The organism is Moraxella equi, from assembly GCF_002027555.1.
GTDB lineage: Bacteria > Pseudomonadota > Gammaproteobacteria > Pseudomonadales > Moraxellaceae > Moraxella > Moraxella equi.
Genome location: NZ_MXAP01000017.1, coordinates 1 through 8,862 on the forward strand (window position 1 = coordinate 1; position 8,862 = coordinate 8,862).

General features: G+C 44.9%; 8 protein-coding genes. 3 read left to right on the top strand and 5 right to left on the bottom strand.

Annotated features, from left to right (window positions below; translation table 11 throughout):
• The first annotated feature begins 99 nt into the window (after positions 1-99).
• Entirely contained in the window at positions 100-471 is a 372-nt protein-coding gene (locus tag B5J93_RS01655; protein WP_079324127.1) for a hypothetical protein, read from the top strand.
• Positions 472-638: 167 nt separating this feature from the next.
• A complete protein-coding gene (locus B5J93_RS01660; protein ID WP_228144832.1) occupies positions 639-1,814 on the top strand; it encodes a vWA domain-containing protein in 1,176 nt (391 codons plus the stop codon).
• A 95-nt stretch (positions 1,815-1,909) separates the two neighbouring features.
• Here the strand turns inward: B5J93_RS01660 and secF are convergent, their stop codons facing one another.
• From secF to yajC, 3 genes are all read right to left on the bottom strand, one after another.
• Positions 1,910-3,037 carry a protein translocase subunit SecF gene (gene secF / locus B5J93_RS01665; RefSeq protein WP_079324129.1) on the bottom strand — a complete coding sequence of 376 codons (1,128 nt, stop codon included), beginning with the start codon at positions 3,035-3,037 and terminating at the stop codon, positions 1,910-1,912.
• A gap of 9 nt (positions 3,038-3,046) precedes the next feature.
• Positions 3,047-4,921, bottom strand: a complete 1,875-nt coding sequence (gene secD / locus B5J93_RS01670; RefSeq protein WP_079324130.1) for a protein translocase subunit SecD — start codon at positions 4,919-4,921, stop codon at positions 3,047-3,049.
• A gap of 180 nt (positions 4,922-5,101) precedes the next feature.
• On the bottom strand, positions 5,102-5,419 hold the full coding sequence (yajC, locus tag B5J93_RS01675; RefSeq protein ID WP_079324131.1) for a preprotein translocase subunit YajC: 318 nt from the start codon (positions 5,417-5,419) through the stop codon (positions 5,102-5,104).
• Positions 5,420-5,657: 238 nt separating this feature from the next.
• Between yajC and B5J93_RS01680 the strand changes: the two genes are divergently transcribed.
• Positions 5,658-6,848, top strand: a complete 1,191-nt coding sequence (locus B5J93_RS01680) for a CNNM domain-containing protein (protein WP_079324132.1) — start codon at positions 5,658-5,660, stop codon at positions 6,846-6,848.
• Positions 6,849-6,907: 59 nt separating this feature from the next.
• On the opposite strand, the gene B5J93_RS01685 is transcribed toward B5J93_RS01680, so the two are convergent.
• Positions 6,908-7,270 (bottom strand): hypothetical protein, encoded by a 363-nt coding sequence (locus tag B5J93_RS01685; protein ID WP_143823468.1) that lies wholly within the window; start codon positions 7,268-7,270, stop codon positions 6,908-6,910.
• A gap of 768 nt (positions 7,271-8,038) precedes the next feature.
• Positions 8,039-8,824 (bottom strand): TraX family protein, encoded by a 786-nt coding sequence (locus tag B5J93_RS01695; protein WP_079324135.1) that lies wholly within the window; start codon positions 8,822-8,824, stop codon positions 8,039-8,041.
• Positions 8,825-8,862 lie beyond the last annotated feature (38 nt).

Consider the following 8,862-nt stretch of genomic DNA (forward strand, 5'->3'; position numbering starts at 1 on the left):
GGGATACAGTTGCTACTGCTTACGGTTTTTTTGGGTTAATTGACCATAAGCACCACTTAACCACATTTGCAACCATGATTTTGATAAAAAGGGTAAATGATGAAAAGCACGCTGTTGATTCGGCTGTTTAATGGCGTGTGGCTATGTGTCTTATTTTATTTGTTGTGGATTTACCCTTATTTGGATAGCCCAACGCCCATTCGTGATATTTTAAAAGTGTTGTTGGCGTATTTTATGCCATTGGCGTTGGCAGTTGCGTTGGCGTTTTGGAGTCAATTAAGATTGATGAAAAAATACCAAAACGGCACTTTACCGCCATTACCGACAAATTGGCGAGAACAAGTGCCACCCGAATGGGTAAAATTGACATTGCAAAGCGTGGCAATGGCGATTGTTAGTGTTGTGCTGGGTATGGTGGTGTTTTCGTTGATTTTTAAGCAACTGGCGGTATGGATATTTGGGGAATTTTAAATGAAAGTTGGTTGATTCACCCAATTTGTAAGGTGCGTACAACTTTACTGGTGCTTGATATGCCACGCCTTACACCCACAAATAAATTTATGGTACTTAAAGTTGTTTGAGTGTTGAACATTGATCTAATTATCAAGCCACACAACAAACCAAACTAAGGAAAAATGATGACTGTTTTAACAACTGAACAAGAAAAATCCCGTCGTTGGCATTTGATTTTGGGGGGCGATGACAGCTCGCTAAGTGAGCGAGACAGACGATTGTCGCAAGCCTTGACCGCCCTATATGGTGGCATGGACGAAGAGAGAAAGGCGGGGCTTGGGCGTTCTGCTCCCAAAGTTGCCAAGTGGCTGGGTGACATTAGAGAGTTTTTCCCAAGCTCGGTGGTGCAAGTCGTGCAAAAAGATGCCTTTGAGCGATTGGGTTTAAAGCAAATGCTCCTTGAACCTGAGTTTTTATCAGCCATGGAGGCTGATGTGCATTTGGTGGCGGATTTGGTGAGTTTACGTTCTGCCATGCCCGAAAAAACCATAGACACCGCCCGCCAAGTCATCAAAAAAGTGGTGGACGAACTTTTAAAAAAACTAGAAACCAAAACCACCGAAGCCATTCGTGGGGCGGTCAACAAATCCAAACGCACGCACCGTCCCCGCTTTAATGACACTGATTGGGGGCGGACAATCCAAGCCAACCTACGCCATTATCAGCCTGAGTATCAGACCGTTGTCCCTGAGACTTTGGTGGGGTTCATGCGTCAAAGTCGCAAAATGACCGACCTTGATGAAGTGGTGCTGTGCGTGGATCAGTCGGGTTCTATGGCGACATCGGTGGTGTATAGTGCGATTTTTGCAGGGGTCATGGCGAGCATTCCTGCGGTCAAAACTCGCCTTGTGTGCTTTGATACGGTGGTGCTGGATTTGACGGAAGACCTTGCCGACCCTGTGCAAGTGCTCTTTGGTGTGCAACTGGGTGGTGGTACGGACATCAACCAAGCGGTGGCGTATTGTGCCGATAAGATTGAACGCCCTGCCCAAACGCACCTCATTCTCATCACCGACCTATATGAGGGCGGTAATGAAAAAGAGCTGATTGGTCGTGTTGCCAACCTCAAACGACAAGGTGTTAACGTCATTACTTTGCTTGCCCTGTCGGACGATGGTAGACCGTCTTATGATGAAAACCTTGCCAAGATTTTTGCGGGATTAGATTGCCCTGTCTTTGCCTGTACGCCTGATGCGTTTCCTGACATGATGGCAACCGCCCTAAAACGAGAGGATGTGCTGGCGTGGGCGGGCGATAATGGCATTAAGGCGGTGCGAGTGGAGCGTGAAATGGGGGTGTAAAGATGGCAAATGCGTATCATACCAATTTATCCAATCCATTGATATTTCCCTAAAAACAAAACCGCCCAAAACCAGTTGAGCGGTTTTTTGAGCAATCAATCTTGGGCGTTTTGGAGTTTGGGATCAGCAAAGACCACCACTTCTTCTTCAAACTCAGGTTTGACACGTACCACAAAATCTTCACGAGACAGTCCCATACGTAAAGGAATGGAGCTGGCAACATAGATAGATGAATACGTTCCTGCAATGGTGCCGATAAACTGAGCCAAAGCAAACCAAAATAACCCTTCGCCACCCAAAAACAGCAAGGCAATGATGACCACAAAGACTGTACCAGAAGTCATACAAGTACGGCGCAGGGTTTCGGTTAAAGATAAGTCAATGACTTGACGGGGTAGTAGTCCACGCACACGGCGAAAATTCTCACGGATACGGTCATAGACCACGATGGTATCGTTTACCGAATAACCAATCAATGCCAATACAGAGGCAAGCACGGTCAAGTCAAACGGCCAACCAAAGATGGCAAAGAGTCCACACACCACAATCACGTCATGAAACAGGGCGAGCGTTGCCCCCACTGCCAATTTAAACTGAAAGCGAATGGAGATGTACACCATCATTAGGATAAGTGCCAACCCTAACGCCATGAGCGACTGTGTATAAACTTCATTGCCTACTTGACTGCCGATGATATTGACGTTGTCCACTTTGGCAGGGTTGGCAGGCAGGTTTAGAGCATCACTAAGGGCGTTGCTTAGACCTTCGGGGTCTTTATTCTCTTGAGGTGGCAGGCGAATGAGTAGCTCTTGACGGGTGCCGAGATATTGTACGACCGCATCATTAAAGCCTTTATCAGCTAGGGCGGAAGCAACCTGTGCTTGCTCGACAGGCTGACTGTATGCCACATCGGCAGAGATGCCGCCTGTGAAGTCTAGTCCTAGATTTAGCCCTTTGGTGGTGATGGCAACCAGACTGGCAATCACCAAGATGGCAGAGAGTACCACCATGGGGATTTCTAATTTCATAAACGGGATAATGCGTTTATTGTCCAGCAGTTTGACCCCGCCTTCTTTTTCGGCAAACTCATCGGTTGGGGCGATGATGGCTTGATTGTTAAGACTGGCATTAGCAGAGGCATTACTGCCCTTACCATCACGGCGTGGGGCACGACGACGGCGAGTCTCACTGGCGGTGTTAAGATTGTCGTTATTGTCTGTCATCTTTTACTCCTAGCCGATACTGATTTTGGTGAGATTTTTGCGATTGCCATACCATAACTGCATCAGGGCACGAGTGACGATGATGGCGGTAAATAGCGAGGTAATGATACCAATCGCAAGCGTGATGGCAAAGCCCTTGACAGGACCTGTACCGATGGCAAACAAGATAAAGGCAACAAGCAATGTTGTGATGTTACCATCAAAGATAGAGCTAAATGCACGGTCAAAGCCTGCAACAATGGCGGATTTGGGTCTGGCTCCATTGGCAAGTTCTTCACGAATCCGCTCAAAAATCAGCACGTTGGCATCGACCGCCATACCCATGGTTAGCACAACCCCAGCGATACCAGGCAGGGTCAGTGATGAGCCGATGATGGACATTACCGCCGCTAGCATGATGATATTAAAGGCAAGGGCAATGTTGGCAATCACGCCACAAGCACGATAGAACACAATCATCCATAAGAACACAAGCAGATAGCCGATTTTAGATGCACTAAGACCTTTATCAATGTTATCTTGACCCAGTGATGGACCAATGGTACGCTCTTCGACAAAGTACATCGGTGCCGCTAACGCCCCAGAGCGAAGCAGTAGGGCAAGCTCGCCAGCTTCGGCAGGGCTGTCTAGTCCTGTGATGACAAAGGATGAGCCTAATACTGCCTGAATGGTGGCTTGGTTGATGACCCGAGTCTCACTATATGGCTGACGCACTTCTTTGGTCTCGCCTGTGGTGGGGTCAGTCTCATAGCCGACACGTTGTTTATTTTCGATAAATAGCACCGCCATCTGTTTGCCCACACTGGTGCGAGTGGCGTTTTGCATGAGGCGACCACCTGCTGTGTCTAGGGTGATGGATACCTGTGGGCGACCATTTTCATCAACACCAGCTTGGGCGTTTTGGACTTTGTCGCCTGTCACGATGGCTTGGCGGTCAAGTAAGACGGGTAGACCATCAAGCGTGCCAAAAGGGAAAGCTTCGGTACCAGCAGGGGCGATACCACCTGTGAAGTTATGAGCGTCTTCACTGACCATGCGAAACTCTAAGTTTGCCGTACGACCCAGTACACGCTTGGCTTCGGCGGTGTCCTGCACACCAGGTAGTTCCACAACGATACGGTTGGTGCCTTGCGACTGCACCAGTGCTTCTGCCACACCAAGCTCATTGATACGGTTACGCAGGGTGGTCAAGTTCTGACCGACAGCGTACTCGTTGATTTGGTTTAGGGCTTGTTCGGTATAAGTGAGTTCTAGCACCGCCCCGTCATTACTGGCAAGGGGTCTTAGCGTGAAGTCCATCATACTCCCTTGCAGGGCACTTTGGGCTTGGTTGCGTTCATTGTCGCTGTTAAAGGTCAGTACCATGCCATCTTTGGTGGTTCTTAGGCTTTTGACAGCGATTTTGGCGGTACGCAGATTGCGACGCACATCTTGGGTGGCAACCGTTAGGCGTTGCTCTAACGCTTTATCCATGTCCACTTCTAGGACGAACCGCACGCCCCCACGTAAGTCCAGACCCAGCTTCATCGGTTTTGCTCCGATATTTTTTAGCCATTCGGGCGTGGTCTGAGCAAGGTTTAGTGCCACAACGTAGTTTTCACCTAGGTTTTGGCGGAGGGTCTCTTGGGCTTTGAGCTGGTCTTCGGCGGTATTTAGGCGAATCAAGGCACTGTTATTGGCAAAGCTACCATCATGATGTGCCAAACCTGCCTTGTCAAGCAGAGCCTGTGACTGTACCAACACGTCAGATGTCAGTTCAGTACCAGCACTGGCACCTGTGATTTGTACCGCAGGTTCGTCAGGGTAGAGATTGGGCAGGGCGTACAAGCCAGCAACGACCAGCACCACAGCGATGAGTATGTATTTCCAAGCAGGGTAATGCATAAGGACTTCTTTACAAAGGTTGATGATGTGGGTTTAATTTATTTTAAAAAATAATTATCATTAAACCCTTTAATAATTGACAATAATTTAATTGTTAAATCATTGTTTGGTCTTGTTAAAATAGGGCTTATCCTTTTGCCTAATGCATTTATTTAAAATGCGTCTTTAACAGTACCGAATTTAGATATTTTCAATCGTGCCTTTGGGCAATACGCTAATCACGGACGCACGTTGGATTTTGACATCAGTGTTGTTATTTAGGGCGATGATTGCATAGTCGCCATCAACTTTTTTGACACGACCGACCAGACCGCCAGCAAAAACCACTTCATTATCCACCGCCAACGCATTGACCATGGCACGGTGTTCTTTGGCACGCTTGGACTGGGGGCGAATGATGAGAAAATAAAAAATGGCAAAAATGGCAATCATCGGTAATAATTGCAAAAAGGCATTGGGCTGAGCAGGGGCAGTGGTTGCCAAAATAGAAAGTAGCATGAGTGTTCCTAAATTTTCAAAACGAAAAATAACGCATATCATACCATAAAACAAACACATTTTATAAAATTTTACATAAGTCTTTGAAAAATTTGATAAATTTCCCAAAAAATACCGTTCTGCTCCCAATTCCAACCACGTTCATCATCATAAAATTACCCACTTTATCCTAAAATACTTGCAGTTGTCATCATTTTGGCTTAATATTAGCGGTTAATTTAAGTTACTCATTCTTTATATGCCCCGACCGCGATTTCTCCTTATTGTTATCTCTTTATTAGCCATCACACCCATCACTGTCCTTGCTGCCACAGGCGAGAGTGTGGGACAGGCGGGTAGCACCAATGTTATTTTGCTTATCTTTTATGTGGCGTTGTCGCTGATTGTTTCCTTTATTTGTTCTATTTCAGAAGCAACTCTTCTGACAATGACCCCAAGCTATATCGACACGCTAAGAGATGACAGCCTTAAAACTGCCGACTTGCTCAACGAAGTCAAAGTTAAAAACATCGAAAAATCCATCTCATCAATTCTCACGCTCAACACCATCGCCAATACCTTAGGCTCGCTTGGGGCAGGTTCGCAGGCGACCATCGTGTTTGGTAGTGCGTGGTTTGGGGTGTTTAGTGGCGTGATGACATTGGCGGTACTTATGGGTAGCGAGATTATCCCAAAGACGCTGGGGGCGACTTATTGGCGACGTTTTGCTGTGCCAGTGGCGTACTATGTCAAAGGTATTAGTATTTTGCTGTTTCCCATCGTGTGGGTTGCCGAAAAAGTCTCTCGCCTACTCACTCGGGGCAACAACGAGAGCGGGTTTAACCGTCATGAATTCATCGCCCTTGCCAATCAAGGTGAGGTATCAGGACAGATGAGCGAGCTTGAGACACGCATCATCAAAAATTCGTTGGCTCTGAGCATGATTCATGTGGAGAGTATTGTTACGCCACGTTCGGTGATGATTGCCTTTGATGAGAATATGACGGTGGGCGATGTATTTACTGTTCATGCCAAATTGCCATTTTCACGTTTTCCCATTTTTGATGAAGACCTAGATAACGCCACAGGTTTTGTGCTAAAAAGTGACCTGCTCATCGCCAAAGCCAACCAAGAGATTCACACACCCATCAAAGCCTTTAAACGAGATATTACTTTTGTTTTTGCCAAGATGAAGTTGTTTGATGTGCTTGATTTGATGTTAAAAGAGCGACTGCATATCGCCCTTGTCGTGGGCGAGTTTGGCGAAGTCAAAGGTATTGTGAGCTTAGAAGATGTCCTTGAAACCTTGCTCGGGCTTGAGATTGTTGATGAGATTGACCGTGTTGATGACATGCAAGCTCTTGCCCGTCAGCTCATGGACAGACGCATGAGCAGGCTAGGCACGACCGTTGCTGATGATAAAAACGTGGATAATGTGCCAAATGGATGATAATTTGCAAATCAAAGACTGGGCGTGGCTGATGGCTGACGCCTTTTTCTTTTTTTGGATTAATTAACATAAAGATATATAAATTCTTCATCACTGCCTGTCAATTCAATAATTACACCATAATAGTTAAAATAAACAGAATAACCATACCATCCTTTTTCTATGGTTTCTTTCTTGGCAACTTTTGCGTGATAATCTTGAACCAACTTGTCAATGATGATCTCTGACATTTGTGGGTCATCAGTTGCCATGTTTAGGACATTAATGAGTTCATCTTTCTCATCTTTGGATAAGGTGGTAGATGTTGATTGGATAGAGGAAAACCTTGGATTGAAGTCATAATGGACTTTGGTGAAAACATTATCTTTCATGGTAAAATAATAGCGATGTATAACTCTACAACCAAAAACATCATCATCCATATGGCACTCGTACTCACCACTGTTTTTGATGTCTATAAAGCCATATTTTTCCAATCTCTCTAAGGCGACTTTTTCGGAGCCGATAAATAAGCGATGTGTATTTCTAACTTTTTTCTGCTTCTGATACGGGCGGGGCAATGGTTAGTGCAAATGCAGGCAGAGAGCTAATCAAAACAGCAGATAATACACAGCGGGTGAGATTTTTCATAAAAGCTCCTTGGGGTGATGATGTGCAATATTACCTTAATTTTAAGTTAAAATGGTGGTTTATTGGTTATTGGATGGCTTGATTGTGGGGGCAAATTACAATCGTCCTTGGTGAATCAATGACTTGTATAGGGCGTGCCTGCCTTTGGTATTTGCAATGAAAATCACGAAAAATCGCACGTTTTTCAAGGAAAAACTTGAGGCTGTGAGTCTTCTACACTCAACCAACTTGATATTTACCACGGTTTTGTATGGGTGTGCTGAGCACACCCTTTGATGATATTACTATACAAGGCGTGCTCAGCAATCCCCTACGCCTACACATCATTGTATTTGTAATAATTTTAAAGTTTCTTGGGTGTATCAGACAAATTTTTGACTTCGAGCCACAAGATTTAGCCATTTTTTATGCAAAAATTAATTTAAAATGTTAGGTTTTTAACTTATTGTATAAAAATGTTATCAATGGTAGGCACGACCTAAAGAGTAGAGTAATTTTTATTCTTTTAAATGTTATAAATTAAAAGCATAATCTTTGAGTCGTTTTTTGACATTGATAATTTATTTAACATAATCCAAAAGCAAATATTCCACTACAGCAATGACTAATAAATGCACAGGATAAAACCAATAAAACAGATAGCGACCGCCAAAGTCAGAGCCTTTTTGTCCATTAAAACCATGGATGATGAGGGCGGTCAATATCATGCCAAAGTGCATATAGCCAAGCCCTACGGTGGTGTTAAAGCCATAGATGAGCACATAGATGATAGGCAAGGATAAGAGATAAGCGATGACAAGGTAGTTGGGTTTATTTTTATAAAAATAATCAAACAATAACGTCATATAAATCATGGCAAAACCATAATCACACAGACTGATGATGGGATAGAGCAGGACGATAAGGATTGCCTTTTCCCAAAGGTGAAAAGATTTATGGTGCTGAATTATCAAAGCGGTGAGTGATAAAAACAGCGAAAACAGCACGTTACCGCCTATAAAAGGGGTTAGTACCGCCCAATCATCAAAAGAAACCCCTTGCCAAAGCAGGGCAGTATGAGCAATGCCAATATTAAACAACCAAAAGGGCAGTTGTGAGATAAGGGCAAACAGCCCCAATCGTTTGGCATAGCCCTTGATGTCATGCGTATGATAAAAGCCGACTACGAGCAAATAACACATGAGTGGAGCCACCGCCCGCCCCACAAAGTGTAACATCTCTGATGAATGCGTATCATAATCCAAAAACCGCCATGCCACATGGTCGGCGGTCATGAGTAGCATGGCAAGCCATTTGACATGAAAAGCGGTCAATGGTTGATGAGTTTGACGGCTTATATTGGTCATCTTGGGCTTGTTGATGAGTTATTAGACCCCCTGCAAAA

Coding starts and splice junctions, on each gene's coding strand:
- B5J93_RS01655 (WP_079324127.1), top strand. CDS start 100: ATGAAAAGCACGCTGTTGATTCGGCTGTTTAATGGCGTGTGGCTATGT.
- B5J93_RS01660 (WP_228144832.1), top strand. CDS start 639: ATGACTGTTTTAACAACTGAACAAGAAAAATCCCGTCGTTGGCATTTG.
- secF (WP_079324129.1), bottom strand. CDS start 3,037: ATGACAGACAATAACGACAATCTTAACACCGCCAGTGAGACTCGCCGT.
- secD (WP_079324130.1), bottom strand. CDS start 4,921: ATGCATTACCCTGCTTGGAAATACATACTCATCGCTGTGGTGCTGGTC.
- yajC (WP_079324131.1), bottom strand. CDS start 5,419: ATGCTACTTTCTATTTTGGCAACCACTGCCCCTGCTCAGCCCAATGCC.
- B5J93_RS01680 (WP_079324132.1), top strand. CDS start 5,658: ATGCCCCGACCGCGATTTCTCCTTATTGTTATCTCTTTATTAGCCATC.
- B5J93_RS01685 (WP_143823468.1), bottom strand. CDS start 7,270: ATGGATGATGATGTTTTTGGTTGTAGAGTTATACATCGCTATTATTTT.
- B5J93_RS01695 (WP_079324135.1), bottom strand. CDS start 8,824: ATGACCAATATAAGCCGTCAAACTCATCAACCATTGACCGCTTTTCAT.